The sequence below is a fragment of the Bradyrhizobium sp. LB14.3 genome (assembly GCF_040547985.1).
Taxonomy (GTDB): Bacteria; Pseudomonadota; Alphaproteobacteria; order Rhizobiales; family Xanthobacteraceae; genus Bradyrhizobium.
In genome coordinates this window covers 122,854-148,976 of the sequence record NZ_JBEPQT010000005.1, presented here as the reverse complement: position 1 = coordinate 148,976, position 26,123 = coordinate 122,854, and the positions used below count along the sequence as shown (strand labels likewise).

At 65.2% G+C, this 26,123-nt stretch carries 21 protein-coding genes; 11 read left to right on the top strand and 10 right to left on the bottom strand.

Annotation, left to right across the window (positions count from 1 at the left end; all coding sequences use genetic code 11):
• Nucleotides 1-6: 6 nt before the first annotated feature.
• From ABIB00_RS13270 to ABIB00_RS13250, 5 genes are all read right to left on the bottom strand, one after another.
• Entirely contained in the window at nucleotides 7-1,299 is a 1,293-nt protein-coding gene (locus tag ABIB00_RS13270; RefSeq protein ID WP_247442909.1) for an MFS transporter, read from the bottom strand.
• Nucleotides 1,300-1,567: 268 nt separating this feature from the next.
• A complete protein-coding gene (locus tag ABIB00_RS13265) occupies nucleotides 1,568-3,958 on the bottom strand; it encodes a bifunctional diguanylate cyclase/phosphodiesterase (RefSeq protein WP_354104642.1) in 2,391 nt (796 codons plus the stop codon).
• An 850-nt stretch (nucleotides 3,959-4,808) separates the two neighbouring features.
• On the bottom strand, nucleotides 4,809-5,786 hold the full coding sequence (locus tag ABIB00_RS13260; RefSeq protein WP_354104641.1) for a hydroxyacid dehydrogenase: 978 nt from the start codon (nucleotides 5,784-5,786) through the stop codon (nucleotides 4,809-4,811).
• 12 nt (nucleotides 5,787-5,798) lie between these two features.
• A complete protein-coding gene (locus ABIB00_RS13255) occupies nucleotides 5,799-7,652 on the bottom strand; it encodes a TRAP transporter large permease (RefSeq protein ID WP_247347868.1) in 1,854 nt (617 codons plus the stop codon).
• 22 nt (nucleotides 7,653-7,674) lie between these two features.
• On the bottom strand, nucleotides 7,675-8,706 hold the full coding sequence (locus ABIB00_RS13250) for a TRAP transporter substrate-binding protein (RefSeq protein ID WP_354104640.1): 1,032 nt from the start codon (nucleotides 8,704-8,706) through the stop codon (nucleotides 7,675-7,677).
• A 430-nt stretch (nucleotides 8,707-9,136) separates the two neighbouring features.
• On the opposite strand from ABIB00_RS13250, the gene ABIB00_RS13245 reads away from it, so the two are divergent.
• Both ABIB00_RS13245 and ABIB00_RS13240 read left to right on the top strand, forming a co-directional pair.
• Nucleotides 9,137-10,618, top strand: a complete 1,482-nt coding sequence (locus ABIB00_RS13245) for a caspase family protein (protein WP_354104639.1) — start codon at nucleotides 9,137-9,139, stop codon at nucleotides 10,616-10,618.
• Nucleotides 10,619-10,914: 296 nt separating this feature from the next.
• Nucleotides 10,915-12,582 carry a SulP family inorganic anion transporter gene (locus ABIB00_RS13240; protein ID WP_354104638.1) on the top strand — a complete coding sequence of 556 codons (1,668 nt, stop codon included), beginning with the start codon at nucleotides 10,915-10,917 and terminating at the stop codon, nucleotides 12,580-12,582.
• A gap of 204 nt (nucleotides 12,583-12,786) precedes the next feature.
• On the opposite strand, the gene ABIB00_RS13235 is transcribed toward ABIB00_RS13240, so the two are convergent.
• The 3 genes from ABIB00_RS13235 to ABIB00_RS13225 all read right to left on the bottom strand — a co-directional run bounded on the left by ABIB00_RS13235 (nucleotide 12,787) and on the right by ABIB00_RS13225 (nucleotide 16,102).
• Complete coding sequence (locus ABIB00_RS13235) at nucleotides 12,787-13,149, bottom strand: hypothetical protein (protein ID WP_354104637.1); 363 nt, start codon at nucleotides 13,147-13,149, stop codon at nucleotides 12,787-12,789.
• Nucleotides 13,150-13,273: 124 nt separating this feature from the next.
• The gene (locus ABIB00_RS13230; RefSeq protein ID WP_354104636.1) at nucleotides 13,274-14,575 is read right to left on the bottom strand and encodes a Spy/CpxP family protein refolding chaperone; all 1,302 of its coding nucleotides are present in this window, start codon (nucleotides 14,573-14,575) and stop codon (nucleotides 13,274-13,276) included.
• A gap of 102 nt (nucleotides 14,576-14,677) precedes the next feature.
• Nucleotides 14,678-16,102 (bottom strand): FAD-binding oxidoreductase, encoded by a 1,425-nt coding sequence (locus ABIB00_RS13225; protein WP_247442442.1) that lies wholly within the window; start codon nucleotides 16,100-16,102, stop codon nucleotides 14,678-14,680.
• 87 nt (nucleotides 16,103-16,189) lie between these two features.
• Here ABIB00_RS13225 and ABIB00_RS13220 point away from each other — a divergent pair, with 87 nt between their 5' ends.
• Nucleotides 16,190-16,684: a thioesterase family protein gene (locus ABIB00_RS13220; protein WP_354104635.1), complete on the top strand. Its 495-nt coding sequence runs from the start codon at nucleotides 16,190-16,192 to the stop codon at nucleotides 16,682-16,684.
• A gap of 60 nt (nucleotides 16,685-16,744) precedes the next feature.
• On the opposite strand, the gene ABIB00_RS13215 is transcribed toward ABIB00_RS13220, so the two are convergent.
• Complete coding sequence (locus tag ABIB00_RS13215) at nucleotides 16,745-16,918, bottom strand: DUF1328 domain-containing protein (RefSeq protein ID WP_007613448.1); 174 nt, start codon at nucleotides 16,916-16,918, stop codon at nucleotides 16,745-16,747.
• Between the two features lie 241 nt (nucleotides 16,919-17,159).
• Here ABIB00_RS13215 and ABIB00_RS13210 point away from each other — a divergent pair, with 241 nt between their 5' ends.
• The 8 genes from ABIB00_RS13210 to ABIB00_RS13175 all read left to right on the top strand — a co-directional run bounded on the left by ABIB00_RS13210 (nucleotide 17,160) and on the right by ABIB00_RS13175 (nucleotide 25,295).
• Nucleotides 17,160-19,754, top strand: coding sequence for an ATP-dependent helicase (locus ABIB00_RS13210; protein WP_354104634.1), 2,595 nt, complete (start codon nucleotides 17,160-17,162; stop codon nucleotides 19,752-19,754).
• A gap of 91 nt (nucleotides 19,755-19,845) precedes the next feature.
• Nucleotides 19,846-20,262: a hypothetical protein gene (locus tag ABIB00_RS13205; protein ID WP_247347651.1), complete on the top strand. Its 417-nt coding sequence runs from the start codon at nucleotides 19,846-19,848 to the stop codon at nucleotides 20,260-20,262.
• Nucleotides 20,262-20,933 (top strand): OmpA family protein, encoded by a 672-nt coding sequence (locus ABIB00_RS13200; protein WP_354104633.1) that lies wholly within the window; start codon nucleotides 20,262-20,264, stop codon nucleotides 20,931-20,933. The genes ABIB00_RS13205 and ABIB00_RS13200 overlap by 1 nt, the downstream gene beginning before the upstream one ends.
• A gap of 154 nt (nucleotides 20,934-21,087) precedes the next feature.
• The gene (locus ABIB00_RS13195; RefSeq protein WP_247347655.1) at nucleotides 21,088-21,624 is read left to right on the top strand and encodes an Mpo1 family 2-hydroxy fatty acid dioxygenase; all 537 of its coding nucleotides are present in this window, start codon (nucleotides 21,088-21,090) and stop codon (nucleotides 21,622-21,624) included.
• Between the two features lie 29 nt (nucleotides 21,625-21,653).
• On the top strand, nucleotides 21,654-22,685 hold the full coding sequence (locus ABIB00_RS13190; RefSeq protein WP_247347657.1) for an NAD-dependent epimerase/dehydratase family protein: 1,032 nt from the start codon (nucleotides 21,654-21,656) through the stop codon (nucleotides 22,683-22,685).
• Between the two features lie 29 nt (nucleotides 22,686-22,714).
• Complete coding sequence (locus tag ABIB00_RS13185; RefSeq protein ID WP_354104632.1) at nucleotides 22,715-23,341, top strand: methyltransferase family protein; 627 nt, start codon at nucleotides 22,715-22,717, stop codon at nucleotides 23,339-23,341.
• 297 nt (nucleotides 23,342-23,638) lie between these two features.
• Nucleotides 23,639-23,848, top strand: a complete 210-nt coding sequence (locus ABIB00_RS13180) for a hypothetical protein (RefSeq protein ID WP_354049359.1) — start codon at nucleotides 23,639-23,641, stop codon at nucleotides 23,846-23,848.
• A 142-nt stretch (nucleotides 23,849-23,990) separates the two neighbouring features.
• Nucleotides 23,991-25,295, top strand: a complete 1,305-nt coding sequence (locus ABIB00_RS13175) for a PQQ-dependent sugar dehydrogenase (RefSeq protein WP_354104631.1) — start codon at nucleotides 23,991-23,993, stop codon at nucleotides 25,293-25,295.
• A 3-nt stretch (nucleotides 25,296-25,298) separates the two neighbouring features.
• Here the strand turns inward: ABIB00_RS13175 and ABIB00_RS13170 are convergent, their stop codons facing one another.
• On the bottom strand, nucleotides 25,299-26,123 hold the full coding sequence (locus tag ABIB00_RS13170; protein ID WP_354104630.1) for an aspartate dehydrogenase: 825 nt from the start codon (nucleotides 26,121-26,123) through the stop codon (nucleotides 25,299-25,301).

The following is a 26,123-nucleotide window of genomic DNA, read 5'->3' as shown; positions in this document are numbered from 1 at the left end:
CGGAACCTATTCAGCGCCGGTTCCCGCCTGAAGCTTGCCGGCCACCGCGCGTACCTTGCGCGGCGCGGCCTGCCAGATCGAGAGCGCCGACAATCCGCTCACGATGATGGCGATGCCGAAGGCAAGCGTGTAGTCGCCGGCCCGATCATAGAGCAAGCCGGTGACCCAGGGTCCGGCCGCGCCGCCGGCCAATGCCGCCAGCATGATCGTGCCGAAGATGCTGCCCTGGTGCTTGCCCTGAAAAATCTCGAACACCACTGCGCCCATGATCGAGGTGAGGCCGTAGCCGAGCGCGCCTTGCGTGAACACCATGAGATAGACCAGCCATAAGGACGGCTGGAATTTCAGTGCCATCAGCGCCGCGAAAGAGATCGCAAAGCCCGCGCAGCTGATCGCCCACACCCATTCCCGCCCGATCCGATCGGAGACATGGCCGAGCAGGATCTGGCCGGGAATGCCAAGCAGGCTGACGATGCCGAGTGCCCACACCGCGACATTCGCACTGAAGCCGATGTCGAGCAGGAATTTGGTCTGGTGCACCTGCACCGCATACCAGATGTAAAGGCCGCAGAAATAGCCGAGCGCGATCCACCAGAACCGCGCAGTAGCGACGGCGCGCCGAAGCGTCCACTCGGTACCAACCCAGGCGGGATCGACGATGTTGGAGACGGGCTTTGCGGCACCCGCGGCCGGGGCGGCATCGCCGTCCGGCTGGAGGCCGATATCCTCGGGGCGCCTGTGCAGGAACAGATTGATCGGTGCCAGCACGATCAGGATCATCAGACCCATCGCGGTACAGGCGGTGCGCCAGCCGGTCTGCTCGATCATGTGCTGCACCCATGGCAGCAGCGTCACCGAGCCGATGCCGACGCCGGCGAAGGCGATACCGATCGCGAAGCCGCGCTTGCGGATGAACCAGTTCGGCAGGAACAGCGATTGTCCGGAATAGCCGAGACACACCGAGCCGGCGCCGACCATGACGCCGATGGTCACGTAGAGATGCCAGGGTTGGCTCGTGAGCGGCGCAAGCAGCAGCCCGCCGCCCATCAGAACCACGCCGAGCTCCATCACCGCACGCGGGCCGGCGCGGTCCATCAGCCGGCCGATCAGCGGGCTGACCATGCCCGACACCACGAAGCCGAAGGAGAAGGCGCCTGCGGTGACGCCGCGCTCCCAGCCAAATTCGGAGATGATGGGAGGAAAGAACAACGAAAAGGCTGTGCGCGCGTTGACGCCGATGGCCATGGTGACGAAGGTCACCGCGACCACGACCCAGCCGTAGAAGAACGGAAGCCGCATTGTGTGTTTCATCCCTGGACGGTCCTTCGGACCATCCGGGAATGACCGGGTCAAGCGCTTTTCGCGCATGCCCGCTGAGCAAGGCGATCGCATTTGAAGGGCAACTCGGCGAACAACTACCCTGCGGCCATCCTTCGAGACGCCCGCTTGGGGCGGGCTCCTCAGGATGAGGACGGAGTGTACGGCAGCAGTTCAACAGGCGCCGATGCCGCTTAGCCTCATCCTGAGGAGACCGCGAAGCGGTCGTCTCGAAGGACAAGGCGCGCGCTCAGGCGGCGTTGAGCTGGGACGGTTCGACGGGCACGTCGAACAGAATCCGCTCGATCGGCTGCGGGCGGCCAAACAGATAGCCTTGCGCGAAATTGACGCCGAGCGCCTTCAGCCGCTCGTACTCCTCGCGGGTCTCGACGCCCTCGGCGGTGACCGACATGTCCAGCCCGCGCGCCAGCGTCACGATCGAGGAGATGATGGCGGAGCTGCGCGGCAGATGCGTGAGGTTGCGGATGAACGATTTGTCGATCTTGATCTTGTCGAACGGGAACGCGGTCAGATAGCTGAGCGACGAATAGCCGGTGCCGAAATCGTCGAGCGCGAGCTCGATGCCGATACTCTTCAACCGCTCCATGAAGGCGTGGTTCTCGACCCCGCGTTCAAGCAGCACGGATTCCGTAATCTCGATCTCCAGCCGCTGCGGCGGCAGCCCGGAATCCGCGAGCGCCGCGCTGATCATCTCGAACAGCTCGGCCTCCTTGAACTGGATCGGCGACAGGTTGACGGCGAGTGCGAGGTGGGAGGGCCAGCCGGCCGCGTCCGCGCAGGCGCGCCGCAACACGAATTCGCCGAGCGGCACGATCAATCCGGTTTCCTCCGCGAGCGGAATGAACTGGTCCGGCGGAATCAATCCGCGGCTCGGATGCCGCCAGCGCACCAGCGCCTCGAAACCGCGCCGCGCACCGCTGAGGGCGTCGACGAACGGCTGGTAGTGCACCTCGAGCTGGCACTGTGCGATGGCGTCGCGCAAATCGCCTTCCAGCGTGTTGCGGGCCTCGAGCTCGGCCGACATCGCCACGTCGTAGATGGTGAAGCAGTTGCGGCCCGCCGATTTCGAGCGGTAAAGCGCAAGGTCGGCCTTCTTCAGGAGCTGCTCCTGGTCGCTGCCATGATCGGGCGCGATCGCAATGCCGATGCTGGTGCCGATCTCGACGCGGTGTCCGGGAAGCAGGAACGGTTCGGCCACGAGCTTTGCGATTCGCCCGGCCAGTTCGGTCGAGCAGACGCGCTGATCCTCGCAAGCCTCCTGGATGATGGCGAATTCGTCGCCGCCGAGCCGGGCCAGCACGTCGCCGGTGCGCAGCGCGGATTTCAGCCGCTGTGCGACCTGACGCAGCAGTGCATCGCCGGCACCGTGACCGAGCGAGTCGTTGACGTTCTTGAAGCGGTCGAGGTCGAGCATCAGGATCGAAAAGGTCGGACCGCCGTCCTTCAAGCGGCCGTTGAGCTCGTCGAGCCGGGCGAGGAAGAAGGCGCGGTTCGGCAGTCCGGTCAGGATGTCGGTCTGGGCGAGTTCGAGCACACGCCGGTTCGCCAGCGACAGCCGCTGCGAATTGCGGCTTGCGAGCCTGAGATAGATCGAAAGCGACAGCGTCAGCAGCATGCCGACGATCAACACCGCGCCCGCGCGATCGTACGTCGTCTCCAGCGAGCCGCCGGCAGCCGGTATCGCGCGCACTTGCCAATCGGTGTCGCCGATCTTGAGATTGCCCGACCAGTGCAGGGCCCGCGCGACATCTCGCATCGACTGCGGCGCCGTGGCAGCCGACGAATAATCCGGCAGCATTTCCTCCAGGCTGACGATCTGCCCCGTGAACGGCGGATAGACGTTCACGCTGACCGCGGGGCTTGCGCCGGTGGTCACGCGAATGGACTGGATCAGCAGCGGCAGGTCGAACACGCCGACGACGAAGCCGGCGAGATTGCGGCGCCGGTCCACGACCGTGTCGCGCGACGTTGCCTTGGCGTAGACGGGAATGGCGACGAGGACGTCGGGCAGCCGGCCGCCCTCCTTCGGCTCGTAGAGGCGGGTGCGAATGGCCGCGACCCGATCGGCGTCGCGCGCGCGCTCGAGAACCGCGCGGCGCTCCGGAACGGTCGCGTAGTCCATGCCGTAGACCGAAGACGTCTTCGGCTGGGTCGAGTAGAACACCGGAAAATACTCGTCGCTCTGCGGCGCGCTCGCGAACGCATCGCCCTGGAGCGACTTGATGCGATAGCCGGACACACCGTCCGCGATCGCCGCGGCCTCGTATTCGGCACGCTCCTTGCGGTTCACGCGCGGCACCCACGCGATGCGCAGCATGCCGGGATGGCGTTCGAACAGGCGGGCGCTGAAGGTCTCGAATTCGCTGCGGGTGATCTTCTGGTTGGTCGATTCGAACAGCGTGCGCAGCGCGACGAGCCTGGAGATGTACTCGCCCATGCCGTTCTGCATGACGATCGCTTCGGTTTCGGCCGCGTTCTCGAACTCGATCTTGTTGACGCGGTCTTCCCATCGCGCCACTGCGGCCGCACCCGCAATCGAGAACAGAAGACCGATTCCGACCGCGACGAGCGCAGGACGATACAGCCCGAGCAGCGGCGCGGCACGCCACCATCCGGTCATACGTCCCCGATCCTGATCGTTCTGATCGCGACCGTCCATTCCAGAAACCGCCGTCCCCTCTCCCGGGTCAACCGAACCTCTGGTTGAGCCGCCGGAGCCACTATCGGAACAGGACCGCAGTTAAGAACTGCTCAATTTCGGAACCCGGCCGTTCCGCATGACCCGGCTTAGTTAATGAAGTGCGGGATGATGCGAACTTTGTCGACGTAAGTTGCCAGTTTCCCCGGAGTAGTACGGAGCCGTCGATACATCGCCGATTCATCCTGCGGAGATAGCTGTCCCGAAGCTCCTCCCCGCACCCGGCAAGACTTTTCTCGATGTATCGCGCGCGCGAGCCTGCTGCGCGCCATCAACGATATCGGCCGCTTCGACATCAGCGGCAGCACCGTCACCGTCGGCATGCGGATGATCGAACCGAAGGTGTTTTTGACGGTGACCCAGAAGGACGGGACGTTCAGAGCGGTGGACCGGCTGTAGAGCCGGATTTGACGAGACTCGCCTACCGCTTCGAAAGAGATGCGTTCCCTCCCGTTGTGGGTCAGGGCTATCGCATAGGAAGAAACATATGGCTGGAAGCTCGACTGCGGCCATCCTTCGAGACGCCCGCCTGCGGCGGGCCCTCAGGATGAGGGATGAGCATGCGGCAGCATTTTCAACGCAGATGGATGCAGCTGAGCCTCATCCTGAGGAGGCCGCGAAGCGGTCGTCTCGAAGGACGAGGCGCTCGCTCAGGCGCCGCTGAGACGTCATATGCGATAGCCCTGCCCACAAGGGGAGAGGGAACGGAGAAGCGTGCGTTTAGCCGTGTGCCAAGCTCAATTCGACCTCAACAGATCACGCTCGCAGTCGATCAGGGCCGCCGCGTCCAGCGCTCGGCGTTGACCGCGCCCTGCGGAATCTCGCCTTTGACGATCGCTTCGACCTGGCGCACGGTTTCCAGCGACTGATATTCGATCGCCTGCGGCGTCAGCCCACCGACATGCGGCGTCGCGATGACGTTGGGAAGCTTCGCGAGTTCCGGCGCCGGCATCTGGTCTGGCGCGCGACCGACATCCATCGCAGCGCCTGCGATGCGGCCTTCCAACAGCGCCTTCGCAAGCGCCGCCTCGTCGACGAGGTTGCCGCGCGAGAGATTGACGAAGACCGCGTGCCTCTGCATGCGCGCCAGCGCCGCCTGCCCGATCAGGCACTCGGTCTCTTCGTTCGCAACCGCAAGGCAGACGACATAGTCCGACCCGGCAAGGAGATCGTCGAGATCGACCTGGCGGATCGCAGCATCACTGACTTTCGCGAAGGGATCGGATACCAGCACCTCCATGCGCAGCACTTTTGCCACCTCGGCGAGGTAACGCCCGATGCTGCCATAGCCAATGATGCCGATCTTGCTGCCGGCGAGCTGACGGCCCATCCGCGCTTCCGGCTGGCGGCCGGCCTGATAATCGGCCGTCGCCCGCGATACGCCGCGGGAGAGATCGACCATGAAGCCGAGCGCGAGCTCGGCAACGGCTTGCACGAAGCCAGGCCCGGCGCGGGTCACGAGCACGCCGGCGTTCGAGGCCGCCTCGACATCGACGTTGCGGATGTCGACGGCGCAACGGACGAAGGCGCGCAAGCGCGGCAGTTGCGCAAAGATCTCGCCGCGGCCCTCGGTCATGCGATCGGCCACGATGATGTCGATATCTTTCGCGGCGCGGACGAGGCCGGCGGCGTCCAGCGTATCATCGCTCTCGTGCAGGACCACCTCGGCGGTCGCGCGCAGGCCGCTCAGGCTGCGATCACCGTAGTAATTGCGGCGCATCTCCGGCGTGTGGGCCAGCAGGACTTTCACGGCAAGACTCCTTCAGTAGCCGAACGCGCGCGGCAATGCCGTGCTGAGCCATGGCACGAACGCGATCACCAGCAGGCAAAGGAACAACAGGCCAAGATAGCCCATGATCGGCTTCACCGTCTGCTCGATCGGCACGTTGCCGATCAGGCAAGCGCCGTAGAGCCCGAGCCCGAGCGGCGGCGCGAACAGGCCGATGCCCATCGCGATCACGAGCACGACGCCGAAATGCAGGGGATCGATACCGAGTTGCACGGCCACCGGCAGCAGCAGTGGACCGAAAATGATCAGCGCGGCCGCGCCTTCCAGCACCGAGCCCATCACGATCAGCACGCCGATCGCGAGCAGGATGAACAACCAGGTGCCGCTGGTCTTTGACAATCCCAGCATGAAATCGCCGACCGCATGCGGCACCTGCTGCAAGGTCAGCGTGAACGCCAGCGATTGCGCTGCGGCAACGATGAACAGCACGAGCCCCGCGCGCGTCGCTCCCTGCACAAAACTATGCGCGGCCGATGTGAAGCTGAGCTCGCGGAACACGACACTGCCGACGACGAGTGCATAGGCGACGGCAAAGGCCGAGATTTCCGTGGCGGTGGCAAAGCCGCTCTTGAAGCCGAAGAAGATCATGAAGATCAGGCCGAACGAGGCGATCGCGCCGCTCCACAGCCCCGACACCGGCATCTGCGGCTCGACGTCCTCGGTAGCAGCGGGAGTCTTGCCGAAGATGATGGAGACGGCGATCAGGGCCAGCGCCATCAGCGCCGCCGGCAACAGCCCTGCGACGAACAGGCCGCCGATCGACAGGTTCGCGACGAAGCCAAGGATGATCAGGTTGATGCAGGGCGGAATGGTCTCCGCCATCACCGCGGATGCCGCGAGCAGCGCCACCGCGCCGCCCGGATTCTGCTTGGAGCGGCGCGCAGCCGGGATCAACACGGAGCCGACCGCGGCGACATCAGCCATCTTCGAGCCGGAGATGCCGGAGAACAGCACCATCGAGGCCACCATCACGACGTTGAGGCCGCCGCGCATGCGCCCGACCCCACGCTGCAACAGCTCGATCAGCCGCACCGACATGCCGTTGGCTTCCATAAGGTAGCCGACGAGGATGAAGAACGGGATCGCGAGCAGCACGAAATTGTCGATACCGCGCGCCATCTGCTGGGCGAAGATCACGCCGGGCAGCGCGCCCTCGACCCAGATGAAGACCAGCGCGGCCAGCGCCAGCGCAAAGCCGATCGGCAAGCCGCCGACCAACGTCGCGAAGAAACCGATCAGCATCAGCGTTCCCGCCGACGGCACCGTGGCGGGCGACAAATAATCCCACGCGAGATAGAGGCCGGTCACAACGGCAATTGCAACGAGACCTCTGACGATATCAGGGAGCGGCCTTGCGCAAAGATGGTCGATCGCGAACACCGTCATGAACAGCGCGCCGATGCCCATCGGATAGAAGGTCAGCTCCAGCGGCAAGCCAGATCCGGTGGTCTGGCCCGCCGTCAACGAGCCGAGCTTGATGGCGTTGTAGGCGACGTAGCCCGAGATCAGCACCACCAGCAGCGAACTCGCGGCGTCGACCAGCGCGCGTAGCCGCACCGGAGCCAGATCGCGAAAGAAGGAGACGCCGACATTCTCGCCGCGCGCGAGTGCGCTCGCCGCGCCGAAGAAGGCCGAGCCGACCATCAGGCCGCGCGCGACGTCGTCGGACCATTCGACCGGCGCGTTGAAGCAGAAGCGCAGCAGTACGGAACCGCAGACAACGACGAGATCTGCGGCGAGCAGGATGGCTGCGATCGCGTCGCTGACGCGAAGCAGCAGTGCGATGCTCCCGTGGCGGCCGCCCGAGAGGGAGGCGGCGCCCGTCATCGCCAGCTCAGATTTGGCCATTTCAAGCTTGCGTGGCGCGGATGATGTCGATGACGACTTTGGATTCCGGCCGCGCCTTGATGAAGTTCTCGATCTGCGGCGCCACGCGCTTTTTGAAAGCCTCGCGGTCGCATTCGGCCACTGTCACGCCCTTCTCGGTCAAGGCCGACAGCGCCTCCTTCTCGACCGCGAGCCCATGGGTACGCGTGTCGGATGCGGCCTTCTTCGCGGCGTCGAGAAAGCCCTCGCGCAGCTTCGGATCCATGCGATTGTAGGTCACGTCGCTGAAATAGATCGCGAGCGGCGAGAAATTGTGCTGCGTCAGCGCATAGAATTTCGCAGTTTCGAAGAACTTGCTCGCCAGGATGGTCGGCGGATCGTGCTCCAGCCCGTCCAGTACGCCGGCCTGCAATGCCGTGTAGATTTCGCCGAACGCCAGCGGCGTCGCGGCGGCGCCCATCAGGCGCAGGCATTCCGTGATAACGGGATTTGGCAGGGTGCGGATCTTGAGCCCGGCGAGATCTTCCGGCGTCTTCACCGGCTTCTTCGCAAGGACGCTGCGTGAGCCGAAATTATAGGCCCAGGCGATGATGCGGACGTTGCTGCCCTTGAGCAGCGCGTCCTCGATCGGCTTGGCGGCGCCAGCGTCGAACGCCTTGGTCTGCTGCGGGAAACTCGAGAACAGAAAGCCGAGGTCATAGGTGCCGACCAGCGGCACCAGATTGGCCGAGATCGACGAGCCCGACACCATGAGGTCGATGACGCCGAGCTTCACCGAGTTGATGACGTCGATTTCCTGCCCCAACTGGTTGTCGGGAAAGAAAGCGACCTCGACCTGCTCACCGAGGCCGTTCGTCTTCAGGTTCTTCACGAGATTGTCGTAATAGACGCGGCCGTTGGCGAATTTGGGATCGTTCGGCAGCGAGGAGGAGCATTTCAGCTTCAACGTTGCGGCTTCGGCGCGGCCAATCAGTGCGGGGGAGAACACGAGGCCGGCGGCAAGTCCCGTCGACGACTTGATGAACGCGCGACGGTTTACGGGCACGATGGACATAATGCGGTCTCTCCCCAATTTTTATTTTTTCGCGCCGCGGTGGTTGCCGCAACCCGTTGCGCGGACTGTATGGCCAAAGCGATGGCGCAGGCAAGGCTTGCGGCCGGCCGTCGCAAGGCGGCGTGCAGCAAAAAGCAACGGCATCAGCGCGCAGCGAAATGACCATGTTTGTGCGGGATTCCCGATCAGATCGGCATGGGGCCCGAGGCACGAAAGCATGCCTTCGCGCAGATCCCGAGATCAATCCAATTGGCGCATGGATCAATGCGCTATTCACATGGATGGCGCTAGAACGATGCTGCACCGGCTCTGGCAGACCTGCTGCCCCTTTTTGCCGCAGCTCGCAACGTGATCCAGTGCACAGACAGGCGCGTGGCGGCGACCTAGAAAAGGTGACATCCTCGCGCGCATTGCCGATGGAGGAGACACCATGCCCCGTCCAGTCCTTCGCAATTTTTTCCTTGCCTCCAGCCTTCTTGCGCTCACGCAATTGACGACGCCGACGGAGGCCGCGGCCGAAGCGCGGCTCGCGCTCGTGATCGGTCAATCGGCCTATCGCACCGTGCCGGAACTGCCCAACGCCGCCAACGACGCCAGGGGCATGACGGAGTTGCTCGGCAATGCCGGCTTCACCGTCACCACGGCGGCCAATCTCGGGCAGAACGACATGCGCGCGGCGATCTCGGACTTCGCCGGCAAGGTCAGCGCCAGCGGCGCCGACACGGTCGCGCTGGTGTTCTATGCCGGCCACGGTCTCCAGATCGACGGCGAGAACTATCTGGTGCCGGTCGATCTCGACCCCAAGCGCGAGGCCGACATTCCGCTTCAAGGCGTGCGGCTCAACGATTTGCTCAACACGCTCGGCGCGCTGCCGACGCGGGCGCGCATCTTCATGCTCGATGCCTGCCGCAACAATCCGTTCCCTGCGCTCAGCGGCGCCGGCCACGGGCTTGCGATGGTCGACACCAAGGCCGGCGCGCCCGGCTCCTTCATCTCCTATTCGACCTCACCCGGCGCGGAAGCCGAGGACGGCAGCGGCATCGACAGCCCTTACACCACGGCAGCGCTGACCGTCGCCAAGCAGCCCAACCTGCCGATCGAGGAAGTCTTCAAGCGCATCCGCGTCGCCGTGGCGCAATCGACCGACGGACGGCAGATCCCCTGGGAAAGCTCGTCGCTGACGACCGACTTCAAGTTCTTCGGCGGCGACAGCAGCGGCGATCAGACTGCGCTTCCCGGCGCATCCTCCATGGCACTTGCGAGCGGCACGCGCAGCCTCGATGACTGGCGCAAGGATTTGCAGGGCAAGCCGGCCATGGTCGCCTATGAGATCGTGATCACCGACGACACCGTACCGGCGTATCAGGCCTATATCGAGCTGTACGCTCAGGACACCCGTACGCCGCGCCTTCGCACGGTGCTGGAGCGCCGGCGCCAGATGCTGGCCTGGGAGCGCGCCACCGCGATCAACACCCGCGCCTCGTTCGAGGCCTATCTGGCGAACTGGGACAACAGCGATCTGGCTGCGACCGCACGCAAGCTTCTGCTCCGCGTGCAGAACCGCAACTATGCCTTGCCTGCTGTGGTCGCGGCCGCTCCTGTCCCGGTCGCAATCGCGATGGCGCCGACCTGCCCGTGCTCCACGCCCTCGACACCGGCAACACCCGTCAATCCGGCAATCGCGCCTGTGATCAAGAAGCGCGTCGACGACACGCCGCCGAAGCGCAAGGTCGTCGACACGCCGCCCAGGCAGCGGCGGCCGCCGCCTGATGAAGTGATCTACGAACGCGCGCCGCCCCCCGGTCCGCCTCCCGGCGCCGTCATGCAAGGCATCGGCATCGGTGTCGGAATCGGCATGGGAGTGGGCGGCGGCCGCGGCGGCGATTATCACAACGACCGCGGCCGGTACTGAGGCTTCCGCCCACGTCGCGAGAGATGTCCGCGAGCCCATGGTTTGCGAACATTTCTGTTGATGCGGCTCTCGTGCCCCGGACGCAGCGCAGCGCTCTTCGGCGGTGCGCTGCAGAGCCGGGGCCCATGCGGCAGCGAACTGTGCAGCATCCTGGGTCCGGCACTGCGCAGCAACGCTACGCGCTGCAGCGCGTCCGGGACACGAGAGAGTTGCGGATATTCGCCATCTGCCGCCCTCCGAGCCGGAATTGCTGTAGTCTGATCGTCCGACGCAGGCCTTCCGGGGATTCCACATCAATGCCGCACGACACTCACGCGAAGAGGACTTGGCCGCTATTCCGGTCGCTCGCGTCCTATTCGCTGCCTGGCGATCTCATGGCGGGGCTGACGCTGGCGGCCATCGCGATCCCCGAGCAGATGGCCACGGCGCGGCTCGGCGGCTTCGCGCCGCAGATCGGCTTCTTCGCCTTCATGGCGGGATCGCTGGGCTTTGCGATGCTCGGCGGCAACCGCTTCCTGTCCTGCGGCGCGGACTCCACGATCACGCCGATCTTCGCCGGCGGGCTTGCGGCGCTGGCCGCCGCCGGCTCGCCAGACTATCAGGGCCTCGCAATCGCACTGGCGCTGATAGTCGGCGCGATGATGCTGGCCGGCGGCGCGTTCCGCCTCGGCGGCATCGCCAATCTGCTATCGGTGCCGGTCATGGTCGGCTTCCTCGCCGGCATCTCGGTCCACATCATCGTGTCGCAATTGCCGGGCGTGCTGGGTCTGGAATCGCCGAGTGGACCGACGCTCGATCGCATCGGCGTGCTCGCAAGCGAGCTCGGCCGCAGCAATCCCTTCACGCTATGCATCGGCTTAGGTGTGCTGGCCGTGGTCTTCGTCGCCGAGAAGCTCAGCGCAAAAATTCCGGGCACGCTGATCGGGCTCGTCGCCGCGACCTTGGCCACAATCGCCCTCGGCCTCGAGAGCAAAGGCGTTAGCGTCGTGGGCGTCGTGCCCGGCACGCTGCCGCGGCCGACCTTCCCCGACCTTGCACCGGAGCAATGGGTGCGCCTCGTGCCGCTCGCCTTTGTCATCACGGTCGTGGTGATGGTGCAGACCGCGGCGACGACGCGCTCGTTCCCGTCCGATCCCGACAAGCCGGCCGATGTCGATCGCGATTTCCTCGGCGCGGGCGCCGGCAGCGTGCTGTCCGGCCTGTTCGGCGCGTTTCCGGTCAATGCCAGCCCGCCGCGGACGGGCATTGTCGCCGAGACCGGCGGACAATCGCAGCTTGCGGGCCTTGCCGCCGGGACAATCGTGCTGGCGCTGCTCGCATTCGGAACGGGGTTGCTGCAGCACGTTCCGGACGCCGCGCTCGGCGGCATCCTGCTGTTCGTCGCGCTGCGCATCATCCGCGTGAAGCAGATCGTCACGATCTATCGCCAAACCCCGAGCGAATTCCTGCTGATCGTCGCCACCGCCGCGCTGATTATCTTGCTGCCGATCCAGCAGGGCGCGTTCCTCGGCATCGTGCTGTCACTGCTGCACGGCATCTGGAGCACGACCCGCGCGCGGCTGGTCGAGTTCGAGCGCGTGCCGGGCACCACGATCTGGTGGCCGGCGCATCCGCACATCACCGGCGAACGCATCGTCGGCGTCGCCGTAATCGGGCTGCAGGCGCCGCTGTCCTTCCTCAACGCGCCCGGCTTTCGCAGCGACGTAACCAAGGTGCTCGGCGCGACGCCCCCGCAGCTGCTGGTGCTGGAGGCGAGCGGCATGGTCGAGATCGACTTCACCGCCGCGCAGATCCTGCTGGACGTGTTCAGGGCGTGCAGCGAACAGGGCGTCACGGTGGCGCTGGCCCGGCTGGAATCGGTGCGCGCGCAGGACGCGTTCGAGCGGTTCAGGCTGTTCGAGGCGCTGCCGCGGGACCACGTCTTCCACAGCGTGGACGAGGCCGTGCGCAAGCTGGCGAGGTAAGGCTCAGTGGTGTTGGGTTGAAATCCGATCGCGCCGCGGGTTCGGTGCACCTCTCCCGCTTGCGGGAGAGGTGCACGCTCGCAAGAGCGTGGCGGGTGAGGGCTTTATCCACTCGCGATATATCGCTGGTGGAGACACCCTCTCCCCACCCCTCCCCCGCAAGCGAGGGAGGGAGCGCACTTTCCTCGCGGCAACATCCAGCGCTCACTGCACCAGGGCCGGGTGATCACGCTGGATCGTTTCGCGGATCCAGCTGGCATGGATCGCGCGAAAGAGGATCTGCGCGGTCTTGAGGTCGTTCGCCTTCATGCAGAGATCGACGATGCGACGGACTGCGTCGTCGCGCATCAATCCATCCGAGATCTTCATCGCGATTTCCATCGCGACTTTCGCCGCCCGCTCGTAGCGCTCGCTCTCGTGCTTGTCGTTGCGCGCAGAGCCTGCCGCACTCGCCGCAGCGGCGTCACAGATCGTACGGATGCGCTCGGCGGCCTCGATATCGCCGAGCGGCCGTTCGATCGCTTCGTCCCAGATGTCCTGTCGCGTCTTGCGCGCGAACCACTTCATCGCCCCGCCACCCGTGGTCTTCCAGCCGCCGCATCGTCGCGCTTCGAACCGCGCCCAGCATAGAGAACCGTAGTGAGATCGGCGAGGCGGTTTTTTCCGACACACTCCGCGGCTCGCGACACGTTCAGGACGTCCGACGCGGCCCGATCGCCTCGAACTGCGCCTTCTGCTCGTCGTTCAACGTGGCATAGAAATCTTCGAGCGCAGCGCGCACCGATTTGACGCCATCCAGCATCAGGTCGAGCCGCGTGTGGATCGCGGCCATTCGCGCCGGCGGCGTCATCACGTCGTTGGGCTGGCAAGCCGCCTTGAGCGATGCGCTGACCTTCGCGCTGGTATCCTGGAGCACCTGCAGCGCAGCGCGCTGGGTGCCGTCGGGATGAAGCCTCGCCTCGATGTCGGCGCCGGGCCAATCGAGTGCCGCAGACGCTCCGCAATTCTGGACCAGCGATCCACTGGTAGTGTTGGAAGCTGTCGCGCGACGCTGATCGTCGGCCAGCGCATTGAAGCGCGCCTTCTGCTCGTCGCTGAGCGAGCCATAGAATTTATCCAGTGCCGGCTGAACGAGATCGACGGCTTTCTCCATCGCCTCGATGCGCTGCTGCATCGCCGCCAGCCGACCGGGCGCCGTCGCCGCGACCTGCGCAGGACAGGACGCGCGGATGATCTCCGCCGCCTGGATCGAGGCATTGCCGAGATCGTCGAGGCTTGCCCCTTGCGCATCGGTCGGCTGCACCGCAGCTGCGATCTGGTCGATCGGCAGACCGACGATTTCGCGGCGGTCGCTGCCGCAAAGCTGGTCGAGCGCAACGCCTCGCGCTTGCCGTCGTCCCTGCGGACGTTGCGGCAGATAGGCCGAGAGACCGTCATAGCCATAGGGCCCGAAGATGCCGGCATAGACGTCGGGATAGCCGTAGCCCCAGAAGCCGAGACCGTCACCCCAGATCGTGTAGTCGTAGAGGTCGTTATAGGCGAAAGGCCAGAACAGCGGTCCGACCCAGCCATAGCCGCCCCCTGCATGTTGCCACCATCCGCTGCTTGCGCCATGCCAGCCGACGAGTGCGGCAGCGGCTGCGATCTCGGCCCGCGCCGCCGGATTGCTGATCAGACGGCCGTTGCGGAAGGCGCTTGAGTGCGCGTTGAGCGCATTGCGGAAATTCGCGGGACGCACGGCCGCATTCCGCATCTGACCGAAGTTCGGGCCACCATCTCGGGCTCCGGTTGCGAACCGCATCCCGCGATGCCCGCCACCACCATGATGACCGCCTCCATGATGACCACCTCCGTGATGACCACCTCCGTGATGACCACCTCCGTGACCGCCGCCATGACCACCGCCATGGCCACCACCGCCCTTGCCCAGAGCCGTGCCCGCCAGCATGCAGGCCAGCGCCATCACGGCAATTCCAATGACCGGTCGCAACATCGCATCCTCTCGCAGAGCCGCGCCATTGAGGCATCGGAAGTCTACGGGAATTGGAACCGGCGCGGCTGCGGAAAGTTCCGCGACCGCGACGCGGCAGGCAAGCTAGACCTCCGGCACAATCTTGCCGGGATTGAAGATGTTCTGTGGATCGAGCGCCTTTTTCAGCGCCCGCATCGCGTCGATCGCCTCGGGGCCGAGTTCCGCATTGAGATATTTCTGCTTGCCCTGGCCGATGCCGTGCTCGCCGGTGCAGGTGCCGTCCATCGCCTGCGCGCGCTCGACCAGGCGATGCATGAACTCCTCGCCGCGCGCCATCTCATCGGAATCGTTGGTGTCGCAGACCAGCGAGCAGTGGAAATTGCCGTCACCGACATGGCCGACGATCGGCGACAACAGATTGAGGCGCTTGAGATCTTCCTCGGTCTCGTTGACGCAATCGGCCAAGCGCGAGATCGGCACGCAGACGTCGGTCGCGACCACGCCGATGCTGTCGCCGGGCCGCAGCGCCTTGACGGACCAATAGGCGTCGTGCCGCGCCTGCCACAGTTTTGTGCGATCCTCCGGCTTGGTGGTCCAGGAGAAATCGCCGCCGCCGTACTCCCCGGCGATCTCGGCGAAGGCCTTGGACTGCTCGGCGACCTCGATCTCGCTGCCATGGAATTCCATCAGCAGCAGCGGCGTCTCCGGCAGCGTCAGCTTCGAATAGGCGTTGCAGGCCCGCACCTGCGCGGCGTTGAGCAACTCGATGCGCGCCACGGGAATCCCGGTCTGGATCGCCAGGATCACGGCTTGGCACGCCCCGTGCACGGTCTCGAACGACACCGCACCGGCCGCGATCGTGTCAGGAATGCCGCGCAGACGGATGGTCAGTTCCGAGATGATGCCGAGCGTGCCCTCGGCGCCGACGAACAGATGCGTCAGGTCGTAGCCGGCGGATGATTTCTTCGCGCGCGTGCCGGTCGTGATGATCTCACCGTCGCCGCGCACCACCTTCAGCGCCAGCACGCTGTCGCGCATGGTGCCGTAACGCACGGCGTTGGTGCCGGAGGCGCGCGTCGAGGCCATGCCGCCGAGCGAAGCGTCCGCGCCGGGATCGATCGGGAAGAACAGGCCCTGGTCGCGCAGATGCTCGTTGAGCGCCTTGCGGGTGACGCCGGGCTGGATCACGCAGTCGAGATCCTCGGCATGGACCGCCAGCACCTTGTTCATGTCGCGCAGGTCGATGGAGATGCCGCCGGCGGGTGCGTTGACCTGGCCCTCGAGCGAGGTGCCGGTGCCGAAGGCGATGACGGGCACGCCGTTTTTCGCGCAGATCCGCACCACGTCCTGAATGTCGGCAGTCTCCTGCGCCATCACCACGCCGTCCGGCGGCTGGTTCACAATCCATGTGGTGGTATGGCCGTGCTGCTCGCGGACGGCCTGCGAGGTGATGAGGCGGTTGCCGAACCGTGCGGCAAGCTGCTCCAGCGCACTTGCAAGGGCTTTCGGCGCCGGCCGCGGCGGATTATTGGTGATGGTCGTACCCACGGACGTTCCTCCCGACGAGACGAACCGTGGCAAAGGACATCTCACCGGTCAAGTCAAGCGGCCGGGCGCATAGCTGGGGAAGGAAACATGCCGGAGACTGCCGCCACAGTGCCATTCCGCGCCTCGATCATGCAGATCGAGCCGCAATGGATCGACTACAACGGCCACCTCAACATGGCCTATTACAACGTGATGTTCGACCGCGCGGTCGACCGGATGTGGCTGACGCTCGGGATCGGGCCGGGCTACATGAAAGAACGCGGCGGTTCGACCTTCACCGCCGAATGCCATGTGCGCTACTTGCGCGAAATCCACCTCGGCGATCCCGTGCAGGTGTCGGTCTGGCTGCTGGAAGCCGACGACAAGCGACTGCACACGTTCCAGGAGTTGCGACACGCGACCGAAGGCTGGTTGTCGGCGACCTCCGAAAACATGTCGCTGCACATCGACATGGGCTCACGAAAAGTGGCGGCCTTTCCACCAGACATCCGCGAGCGCATTGCGGCGGTGGTCAAGGCCCACAGTGCCGTGCCGCGGCCCGAGGGCATCGGCAGAAGCGTGGCGATGCCCTCCAAGCGGTAGTGCATGATCCGGAAAAGTGCGAAGCGGTTTTCCGGCAAGATCATGCACCAAATCAAACCGCTAGACCCTGGTACGGCCGCGGGCCAATCCAACAACGGCCGAGACCAGGAACAGCACGACCGCGATGAAGAAGATGATCTTGGCGATTTCGATCGACGCGCCGGCGAGGCCGCCAAAGCCCAGAATACCGGCGATCAGGGCGATAACCAGAAACGTCACAACCCAGCTAAGCATGATCCGAACCTCTGTTTCGATGTCTGTCTGCGATCGGCGCGGCTGACGCGCCTCACTTGCAGGACCAATCGCCAACTCGGAACAATGGTTCCGGGCCGCTGAAGCCGGAAATTCGCTCAACCGACAGGAACAAATTGGCTGCCCGCGCACGTGGAAAACCCCTCCCCGCGGCCCCATATAGGGACCAATCCCTGTTAAGAAGGCTCCCCTTTCACCACCCCGCGGTGCCAACGTGGGGCAAATGATTCGCATGACCGAGCCGAGCAAGATCACGTCCCAGAGCGTCCCCGACCACCAGCCCGCAGCCGGCGGCATCGCCGCGCGTGCGCGGGCCTCGGTGGGCCCGCAATACCTGTCCGGGCTCAATCCGGAGCAGCGCGAGGCGGTGGAGACGCTGGACGGCCCGGTTCTGGTGCTGGCCGGCGCCGGCACCGGCAAGACCCGCGTGCTGACCACGCGCATCGCCCATATCCTGAGCCAGGGCCGCGCGCGCCCCGCCGAGATCCTGTCGGTGACCTTCACCAACAAGGCCGCCCGCGAGATGAAGCACCGGCTCGGCCAGATGCTCGGCCATGCCGTCGAAGGCATGCCGTGGCTCGGCACCTTCCACTCCATCGGCGGGCGCATCCTGCGCACCCATGCCGAGCTGGCGCAGCTCAAGTCGAACTTCACCGTGCTCGACGTCGACGATCAGGTCCGGCTGCTCAAGCAGCTCCTGCAAGCCGACAATATCGACGACAAGCGCTGGCCGGCGCGCATGCTGGCCGGTCTGATCGACGGCTGGAAGAACCGCGGCCTGACACCGTCGCAGGTGCCGTCAGGCGAAGCCGCCGTCTTCGCCAACGGCAAGGGCGGCAAGCTCTATGCGAGCTACCAGGAGCGGCTGAAGATCCTGAACGCCGCCGATTTCGGCGATCTGCTGCTCGAGGACATCCGCATCTTCCGCGAGCACCCCGATATCCTGCGGCAGTACCAGCAGCGCTTCAAATTCATCCTGGTCGATGAGTACCAAGACACCAATGTCGCGCAGTATCTGTGGCTGCGGTTGTTGTCGCAGGCGCCATCGAAGCCAACCACACCCGCTGTCATTCCGGAGCGGCTCGTAGAGCCGAACTCCGACGTGCAATTGCACGTCGGAGAATCCAGAGATGAGTCCGACAATCGAGATTCCGCGCCTTTGGCACATCCCGGAATGACGACTCCGCCCCCCGTCAAAAACATCTGCTGCGTCGGCGACGACGACCAGTCGATCTATGGCTGGCGCGGCGCGGAGGTCGACAACATCCTGCGCTTCGACCATGATTTTCCCGGCGCCAAGGTCATCCGCCTCGAGCGCAACTACCGCTCGACCGGCCACATCCTCGCCGCCGCCTCGCACCTGATCGCGCACAACGAGGGCCGGCTCGGCAAGACGCTGCGCACCGAGGACCAGGACGGCGAGAAGGTCACGGTGACGGGCTCTTGGGATTCGGAAGAGGAAGCCCGCGGCATCGGCGAGGAGATCGAGCAGATCCAGCGCCAGGGCGACAAGCTCAACGAGATCGCAATTCTCGTGCGCGCCTCCTACCAGATGCGCGAGTTCGAGGATCGTTTCGTCACGCTCGGCCTGCCCTATCGCGTCATCGGCGGCCCGCGCTTCTACGAGCGCGCCGAAATCCGTGATGCGCTGGCTTATCTGCGCGTCATCAACTCGCCGGCCGACGATCTCGCCTTCGAGCGCATCGTCAACACGCCCAAGCGCGGCCTTGGCGACGCCACCGTGCAGATGCTGCACGACCACGCCCGCAAGCGCCGCATCCCCTTGTTCGAGGCGGCGCGCGCCGTGGTCGAGACCGACGAGCTGAAGCCGAAGGCGCGCGGAAGCCTGCGCGACGTCGTCGCCCAGTTCGACCGCTGGCGCGCCCAACGCGAGGTCACGGCTCATACTGATCTGGCCCAGATCGTGCTCGACGAGAGCGGCTACACCGAGATGTGGCAGAAGGACCGCTCGGCGGACGCCGCGGGCCGGCTCGAAAACCTCAAGGAGCTGGTGCGCTCGATGGAGGAGTTCGAGAACCTGCAAGGGTTTTTGGAGCACATCTCGCTGGTGATGGACCGTGACAGCGGCGCCGATGAGGACGCGGTGTCGCTGATGACGCTGCATTCGGCCAAAGGCCTGGAATTCGACAACGTGTTCCTGCCCGGCTGGGAGGAAGGCCTGTTTCCGAGCCAGCGCACGCTGGACGAACAGGGCCGCGCCGGTCTCGAGGAAGAGCGCCGACTCGGCCATGTCGGCATTACCCGCGCCCGTCGCCGCGCCAAAATCTATTTCGCGACCAACCGCCGGATCCATGGCACCTGGTCGACCACGATCCCGTCGCGCTTCCTCGACGAGCTGCCGGCGGCCAATGTCGAGATCACGGAATCCAAGGGCGGCTCGGCCTGGGGCGGCACCGGCGGCTACGGCGCCTCCCGCTTCGACGACATGGAGGCGTTCGGCTCCACCTATTCGACACCGGGCTGGCAGCGCGCCCAAGCCAATCGCAATCGCGGCGGCGGCGGGGGCGGCAATGGCGGCCGCGGCAGCTTCGAGGAACAGGCCTCGTCGTTTTCGTCCCAATCGTCCTCGCCAGATTTCGGCAGCTTCTCCTCGCGCCGCCGCGGCCCGATGACGATCGAGGGTGAGCTGGTCGCCAAATCCACCGGCACGACCTCGGAATTCTCCCTCTCCGACCGCGTCTTCCACCAGAAATTTGGCTACGGCCACGTCACCAAGATCGACGGCAACAAGCTCACCATCCATTTCGACAAGGCAGGCGAGAAGAAGGTCGTGGACAGCTTTGTGCAGCGGGCGTGAGGCCCTGCCCTGTTGCGGCGGCGTTACGCCGCCGCGTTTCTTCCCTTCACGCCCCTTGACCACCGCGAACTTCCCCGTATCAGATGCAGCCATGGTCCGGGGCTCCATCACACTGATCTTGCTGGCATTGGGTATGCCGTCGCTTGCGGCGGCGGAGACCATGAGCTTTGGCGATTCACTCGGGCTCCTGGCCAAGAGTTGCGGTGCGGAAATCGTTGCCAATTGCCGCGGCGTCAACCCGGACTCGACCCGCCTGAAGGAGTGCCTTTCCCGCAATCGCGACGTGCTCTCGCAGCAGTGCCAGAGCGACTATCTCGGCGCCTTCGATGCCATCCAGAAGCGCGTTGCCGCCCGCGTCACCGTGGCGAACGTCTGCCAGCGCGAGATCGTCAAGGTCTGCGGCGGCTCGACCAAGGAGACCAGCAAGGCGATCCCCTGCCTGATCTCGACGCCCAAGGGCATCAGCAACAACTGCCTGAAGGCGGTCGACGACGCGGGATATCGGTGATGCGCGCGAACAGGCTTTCCACCGCCGGAATTGGCATCGCGCTCGGTCTTGCCCTGCTCGCGGGCGCGGCAGAAGCGCAGACGGCGCCGCCGACCCGCGACGACATCGTCGCCAAGCTCAACCATTTCGAACAACCCGCTGAGATCGATATCCCCGCGCTGAAGCTGCAGGTGATGGAGCGGGCCAAGGCCAGGATCAAGAACGATCCGGGTCCGGTGAACCGGCCGCTGATCGCGCCGGATCTGGCCAATTTGCCGACCTTCAACGCGCAGATCCAGTTCGACGCCGACACGCCGATCATCCAGCCGGCGTCCTACCAGGCCGTCGGCCGCATTGCCGACGCGCTGGTCCATGCCTCGCTGCTGCCCTACACCTTCCTGATCGTCGGCCATGTCGAATCCAACGTGAAGACGCGCGAGGCTAACGCGATCCTGAGCCAGCGCCGGGCGGACGCGATCCGCGACGTGCTGGTGAACACGTTCAAGATCTCGACCAAGCGGCTGCATCCGATCGGCCTCGGCGAGGAGCAGTTTCTCGACCGGGCCAGGCCGACCTCGGCCGCCAACGGCCAGTTGCAGATCCAGACCTTTGCCAAGCTGCCGGAGGACGAGCCTGCGCGCCCGGCTGCCGCGCCTGCGCCTGCGACGAAAAAACCGGCCAGGAAGCACTGAGCGGATGCGCCCCGGCGCCTGACGGAACCCTTTGAAGTCTTGCCGTTTTGTGACCTGTCTCACAGCGCGACAGACCGGCTTTGCGCGACAATAACGCCGGTTTGTGCACCGCGCTATCAGGTGCTATAGGCTTTTTTCGCCCTTCCCCGACCCCATGCTGCACGAGACCGAGATGGCCAGTTATTTTCAACGCCAACTGGCCGACTACGTCGAATATCATCGCGATCCCTGGAATTGCGCGATGCACGTGGTCGGCATCCTCCTGCTCTTCACCGGCGCCGTACTGCCGCTGACCCTGGTGCACGTCCCGCTGTTCGGGATCGAGGTGAGCCTGGCCGTGATTTTTGCCCTGCCCGTGCTGGTCTACTGGCTGATGCTGGACGCCGGGATCGGGCTCGGCATCCTCGCCTCGATGATCGTGCTGCTTTCTGTCGCAACCGCGATCGGCAATCAGGTCTCGATCGTCATGATGTGGTCGATTTTTGCGGTGCTGATCGGGTCTGGCGTCGCATCGCAGATCGTCGGTCACAAGGTTTTTGAGGAGCGGCAGCCGTCGATGGTTGACCACCCCGCCCATTTCTTGCTCGGACCGATGTTTGTCATGGCGAAATTATTCATTGCATTGGGCTTCCGTCGCGACCTTGCCGCGATTCTGGCGCCTCTTCCGACCAATTCCCTTTCAACCCGATAGTTCTAGACGCGAAACAAGCAAACCTCTGCATGGCTCTCGTACTGGTTACCGGTGGCAGCGGCTTCATCGGACATCATCTCGTAGAAGTGCTCCGCGCCCGTGGGCAGCGGGTGCGTGTTCTCGATGTGCGTGCGCCGGCGACGGCGAATGCCGACGTTGAATATGCCCATGGCTCGGTGCTGGACGGCGCCGCGGTCGATGCAGCGATCATGGGCGTCGATCAGGTCTATCACCTCGCCGGCCTGCCCGGCATGTGGGTCGCCGACAAGCAGGCCTTTCACGACGTCAATTGCCGCGGCACAGAGATCGTGCTCGCGGCCGCGATGAAGCGCGGCGTCTCCCGCTTCCTGCACTGCTCGACGGAATCGATCCTGTTCCCGTATTCTGACCTGGGCGGTGTTCCCGCCGAAGAAGCGCTGCAGCCGGCCGACGCGATGCCGGGCGCCTACACGCGGTCGAAATCGCTGGCCGAGCATTGCGCCGCGAAGGCGGCCGCTGAAGGTTTTCCGCTGGTGATCGGCACGCCGACCATGCCGATCGGTGCTGCCGACCACAATCTGACGCCGCCGACCGCGATGCTGTGGTACTTCCTCCAGAAGAAGGTGCAACCGCACCTCAACTTCCTGGTCAATCTCGTCGACGTCCGCGACGTGGCCATGGGCCTCGTGCTGACCATGGAACGCGGCCGCATCGGCCAGCGCTACATCCTCGGCGGCGATTGCGTTCCGCTCGGCCAGATCCTGCGAATGATGTCCACGATGAGGGGCCGCCGGCAGTTCCCGGTCGTCGTTCCCGGCAAGATTGCCGAGCTCTCTGCGATCATGCTCGAATATTTATCCGATCACGTCACGCGCCGGCCGCCCAACGGCACCGCCGAGGGCGTGCGCATCGCGCTCGCCGCGAGCGACCTCTCGATCGACAAGGCGCGCACCGAGCTCGGCTACTCGCCGCGCCCGGTCGAGCCGGTCCTGCGCGAAACCATCACCCATCTTCTCGCCCGCGGCGGCGCGCTTGCCTCCAGCGCCATCGAGCATCACGCGCTCTCCTCGCGCGCCAGCTGAGCTGCCGCCAACCCAAAGAACCTTTCCGCATGTCCTTCGATTTCAGCAAGCTTCTCTCTGTCGCCTGGGGTGGTTGGACCACGACCTGGCCGACGCAACTGCTCGCCCTGATCTGGCTCGCCTGGCTCGCAAGCTGGGTCGGCGCCTCGTTCTGGCAAGGCCGCACCCAGAAGCAGGTGATGACGCTGGAGTCCGGGCGCTATCGCATCCCGATCCTGGTCGGCGGCATCCTGTTCACACCGTGGACCGCAGAAGTGCTCGGTGAGAAGCCGCTCTGGGTGTTCAGCAATACCGCTGTCTATATCACGGCCCTGATCGTGCTGGCCGGCATCTCCTTCACCTGGTGGGGACGGCTGCATCTCGGACAATTCTGGTCCAACACCATCACTCACAAGCAAGACCACCGCGTCATCGACACCGGCCCGTACGGCATCGTGCGCCATCCGATCTACACCGGCCTGATCCTCGGCATGCTGGTGACCGGCATCGCGGTCGGCACGGTGACTGCGGTGCTCGGCGCGATCCTGATCTCGCTCGGCATGTGGCAGAAGGGCCGGATGGAAGAGGTGTTCCTGTCCAAGGAGCTCGGCGAAGACGCCTACGGCGCCTATTGCCGCCGCGTGCCGATGATCATCCCGTTCCTGGCGCCGCGGTGAAGTAGCAGACCGCGTCCACCATTTTCTCTGCCAGCGTTAGTGCCAACTCCGTCATCCTGAGGCGCGAGGTTTGCGATGCGCATGCATCGCGAGCCGAGCCTCGAAGGATGCGCGGCCAAGATGCAGCCAGCCGGCCGGCCATCCTTCGAGGCTCCCCATGCGTCGCTTCGCGCCCCATGGCTCGCACCTCAGGATGACGGTGATGGATTAGCGCGCTCTGAACATTCCGCCGAGGAACTGCCCTCCTTCCAGCCCGTTAACGCCTCGATACGTGCCACCAGCCGCAGAGCATCGAGCATGTCCGACGCCTACGATTATTTTCGCGAGCACGCGATCGCTGCCGTCCGCAAGGCGCGGGCACTGCCGCCCGGGCAGTCGAAGCAGAAGCAGCGCACGGTGGCGCGAGTCTATCAACTCCTGTCCAGAGAGGCTGCGCTCGCGCCGAACATCCATCATCTGGATGATTTTCGCGCGGCGCGCGGGCTGGAGCGGCAGATCGGCCGCTGATCTCCGGGCACAGCCCGTCGGCGGTCGTCCCATGCAAATTCGAACGGCTGCCATTCCATGGGAATAGAGCCCGACGGCGTGCCACACAGGTTGACGTCTGCCCCGTCAGCCAGTTGGATGCGCGCGCAAACAGGGGCTTCTCATGACTTTTTCCAGCATCTTTGCGCAGTTCGTTGCGCTCCTCGGTGGCATCGCGCTGCAATGGCGGAAGCTGTCGGGCACCGTGCCCGCGCCGGCCTGGGGTCAGTCGCCCGCCATTCCCCAAGCAAAGCCGCAAGGCGCCATCCCGACATTGAAGATGCCGACGGCGCGCGGCTGGAGCGAGGGACAGAAGCCGACGGTCGCTCCCGGGCTCAAGGTCAATGCGTTCGCGACCGGCCTCGACCATCCGCGCTGGATCGAAGTGCTGCCCAATGGCGACGTGCTGATTGCGGAAGCGACGCAGATCGCGGGCGCGCCGAGGTCGGTGTTTCATTACGCGATGCAGGCGACGATGCGGCGCGCCGCCGCGCTCGGCGTCAGCGCCAACCGCATCACGCTGCTCCGCGACAAGGACGGTGACGGCGTCGCCGAAGTCCGCGGAGCCTTCATGGAGAATCTCAGCCAGCCGTTCGGCATGGCGCTGGTCGGCGACACCTTCTATGTCGGCAACACCGATGGCGTGATGGCCTTCCCGTACGTGGCGAACGCCGACCGCATCACCGCGCCGGGCAAGCGCCTCACCACATTCAAGCCGAACGGCCACTGGACGCGCAGCCTGCTGGCAAGCCCCGACGGCAAGAAGCTTTATGCCGGCGTCGGCTCGCTCAGCAACATCGCCGAGATGGGCATGGAGGTCGAGCAAGGCCGCGCCGCGGTCTACGAGCTCGATCTCGTCGCCGGGACGCATCGCATCTTCGGTGCCGGCCTGCGCAATCCGGTCGGATTGGCCTGGGAGCCAAACACGAACGTGCTCTGGACCGTCGTCAACGAGCGCGACGGCCTCGGCGACGAGACGCCGCCGGACTATCTGACCTCGGTGCGCGACGGCGGCTTCTACGGCTGGCCCTATTGCTACTGGGGCAAGACGGTGGACGATCGCGTGCCGCAGGATCCGACGCTGGTCGCCAACGCGCTCACGCCGGACTATGCGCTCGGCGGACACACCGCTTCGCTCGGCCTGTGCTGGATGCCGGCGGGTACACTGCCCGGCTTCCCGGACGGCATGGCGATCGGCCAGCACGGCTCGTGGAATCGCAGCAAGCTGTCCGGCTACAAACTGGTGTTCATCCCGTTCGAGAACGGAAAGCCCTCCGGTCCCGGTCGCGACATCCTGTCGGGCTTCCTGGCCCCGGACGAGAAGGAATCCTACGGCCGCCCGGTTGGCGTCGTGATTGGCCCCGACAAGAAGTCGCTGCTGATGGCCGACGACGTCGGCAACGTGATCTGGCGCGTGACGGGCGCGTGAAGGTTACGTTCCGACGCAGAGCGTGGCGCGCTGCTTGCGGAGCAGCGCGATCACCGACAGTGCCGTGATCAGGCCGGTCTTGGGATTTTCGGACGGGATATTCTCGATCGACATCGAGAAGCGCGCCGCATCCGCCTCGACCTCGATACGATGAACATTGCGTGTCACGGTCGGGTCGGCCCAGATCTGCACCAAGGTGCGGTCCGGCCCGACGCCCGCGAGCGACAGCGCGACCGCGACGTTGAGATTGGCCGGAAAACCCTTTGCAGCCTCGCGCGCGGAGCCTTCGAACAGCTTGAGCGGCTCGCGCAGATTGTCGATATCGATATTATTCTCGACGATGAACGGCGCGCCCCGCAAGCCGTCGATCGGCTTGCGCGTCACCATCTTCACCGAATGAATGGTGCCGATGGCGGCGGCGTTGACGGCGTCGAGTCCGATCAGCGCGCCGGTAGGCACCAGGACGCGGCCGCCATTGGCGCGGGCGAGATCGACAAGATCGAAATTGTCGAGCAGCCCACCGACGCTGACGACGACCGCGGCCTTGCCGCGCTTCACCGCGGGCTCGACGATCGCGCGCAACTGGCTGCTCGGCGCACACTCCACCACAATATCGGCGGCGTCCCCGAGTTGGTCGATCGGCATGATTTGCGGCGGATGACGCAGGCCGGAGAGGAATGTCTGATGCTTTGCGGGATCGCGCACCGCCACGGCAGAGAGAGTCAGGCCCTCGATGCCCTGATCGAGCGCGGTTGCGATCTTGGTGCCGATCGAGCCGAGCCCTGCGATGGCAACCCGCAATTCGTCCGAAGCTCGCCGTTCAGTCAT

Excerpts from the sequence above, each read along its gene's own strand:
- ABIB00_RS13245 (WP_354104639.1), top strand. The coding sequence starts at position 9,137 with ATGCCCCGTCCAGTCCTTCGCAATTTTTTCCTTGCCTCCAGCCTTCTT.
- ABIB00_RS13170 (WP_354104630.1), bottom strand. The coding sequence starts at position 26,123 with ATGACTGAACGGCGAGCTTCGGACGAATTGCGGGTTGCCATCGCAGGG.
- ABIB00_RS13185 (WP_354104632.1), top strand. The coding sequence starts at position 22,715 with ATGTCCTTCGATTTCAGCAAGCTTCTCTCTGTCGCCTGGGGTGGTTGG.
- ABIB00_RS13210 (WP_354104634.1), top strand. The coding sequence starts at position 17,160 with ATGATTCGCATGACCGAGCCGAGCAAGATCACGTCCCAGAGCGTCCCC.
- ABIB00_RS13215 (WP_007613448.1), bottom strand. The coding sequence starts at position 16,918 with ATGCTTAGCTGGGTTGTGACGTTTCTGGTTATCGCCCTGATCGCCGGT.
- ABIB00_RS13270 (WP_247442909.1), bottom strand. The coding sequence starts at position 1,299 with ATGCGGCTTCCGTTCTTCTACGGCTGGGTCGTGGTCGCGGTGACCTTC.
- ABIB00_RS13190 (WP_247347657.1), top strand. The coding sequence starts at position 21,654 with ATGGCTCTCGTACTGGTTACCGGTGGCAGCGGCTTCATCGGACATCAT.
- ABIB00_RS13235 (WP_354104637.1), bottom strand. The coding sequence starts at position 13,149 with ATGAAGTGGTTCGCGCGCAAGACGCGACAGGACATCTGGGACGAAGCG.
- ABIB00_RS13265 (WP_354104642.1), bottom strand. The coding sequence starts at position 3,958 with ATGACCGGATGGTGGCGTGCCGCGCCGCTGCTCGGGCTGTATCGTCCT.
- ABIB00_RS13195 (WP_247347655.1), top strand. The coding sequence starts at position 21,088 with ATGCTGCACGAGACCGAGATGGCCAGTTATTTTCAACGCCAACTGGCC.
- ABIB00_RS13220 (WP_354104635.1), top strand. The coding sequence starts at position 16,190 with ATGCCGGAGACTGCCGCCACAGTGCCATTCCGCGCCTCGATCATGCAG.
- ABIB00_RS13205 (WP_247347651.1), top strand. The coding sequence starts at position 19,846 with ATGGTCCGGGGCTCCATCACACTGATCTTGCTGGCATTGGGTATGCCG.
- ABIB00_RS13180 (WP_354049359.1), top strand. The coding sequence starts at position 23,639 with ATGTCCGACGCCTACGATTATTTTCGCGAGCACGCGATCGCTGCCGTC.
- ABIB00_RS13200 (WP_354104633.1), top strand. The coding sequence starts at position 20,262 with ATGCGCGCGAACAGGCTTTCCACCGCCGGAATTGGCATCGCGCTCGGT.
- ABIB00_RS13175 (WP_354104631.1), top strand. The coding sequence starts at position 23,991 with ATGACTTTTTCCAGCATCTTTGCGCAGTTCGTTGCGCTCCTCGGTGGC.
- ABIB00_RS13230 (WP_354104636.1), bottom strand. The coding sequence starts at position 14,575 with ATGTTGCGACCGGTCATTGGAATTGCCGTGATGGCGCTGGCCTGCATG.
- ABIB00_RS13255 (WP_247347868.1), bottom strand. The coding sequence starts at position 7,652 with ATGACGGGCGCCGCCTCCCTCTCGGGCGGCCGCCACGGGAGCATCGCA.
- ABIB00_RS13250 (WP_354104640.1), bottom strand. The coding sequence starts at position 8,706 with ATGTCCATCGTGCCCGTAAACCGTCGCGCGTTCATCAAGTCGTCGACG.
- ABIB00_RS13240 (WP_354104638.1), top strand. The coding sequence starts at position 10,915 with ATGCCGCACGACACTCACGCGAAGAGGACTTGGCCGCTATTCCGGTCG.